Source organism: Ensifer sp. Root954, assembly GCF_001429005.1.
GTDB lineage: Bacteria > Pseudomonadota > Alphaproteobacteria > Rhizobiales > Rhizobiaceae > Ensifer > Ensifer adhaerens.
In genome coordinates this window covers 735,964-736,666 of sequence record NZ_LMJM01000023.1, presented here as the reverse complement: position 1 = coordinate 736,666, position 703 = coordinate 735,964, and the positions used below count along the sequence as shown (strand labels likewise).

Here is a 703-nt window from a genome sequence, read left to right as displayed (position 1 = left end):
CAGGATCGCGATGTCGCTGCCCTTGTCCTTCACCAACATGATCAGGCCGGAGATGATGTTGAGCGCCGCGACCAGCACGATCAGCGTCAGGATCATGAACATCACGTTGCGCTCCACCTGGAGCGCGGAGAAGAAGGTCTTGTTGCGGTCGCGCCAGTCGGTGATGAAGATCTGCCGTCCGGCCGCGTCCTCGATCGGCTGGCGCAACTCCTCGACGACATCTGGATGTTCGACGAAGATCTCGATCGACTGAACCAGTCCCTCGGCGTTGAAGAACAGCTGTGCCTCTTCAAGCGGCATGAAGATGATTGTTGAATCATATTCCGACATGCCGATCTCGTAGATCGCCGAGACGGTATAGGCCTTCACACGCGGGTTCATGCCGAGCGGTGTCACGTCGCCGTTGGGCGAGGTCAGCGTAATCGTTCCGCCGACCGTTATGCCAAGCTGCTCGGCCATGCGCGAACCGATGGCGACGCCAGAGCCGGAGGCAAAGCCGACGAGATCGCCGGACTGGATGTGGTCAGAAACCGACTTCATCTTGCTGAGGTCGTCGGCGCGGATACCGCGCACCAGCGCACCGGTCGAGCTGTCACCGACCCCTTGCGCCAGGACCTGGCCTTCGACCATCGGGATCGCCATGGTGACGCCCTTGACGCCCGAAAATTTGGTCGCCAGTTCCGGATAATTGTTGAGCGGACCG

General features: G+C 60.5%; 1 protein-coding gene. It reads right to left on the bottom strand.

Features of this window, described 5'->3' with window-relative positions:
- Nucleotides 1–703 (bottom strand): ABC transporter permease (locus ASE71_RS36960; RefSeq protein ID WP_413814642.1); only part of this gene is annotated, 703 nt, incomplete at both ends.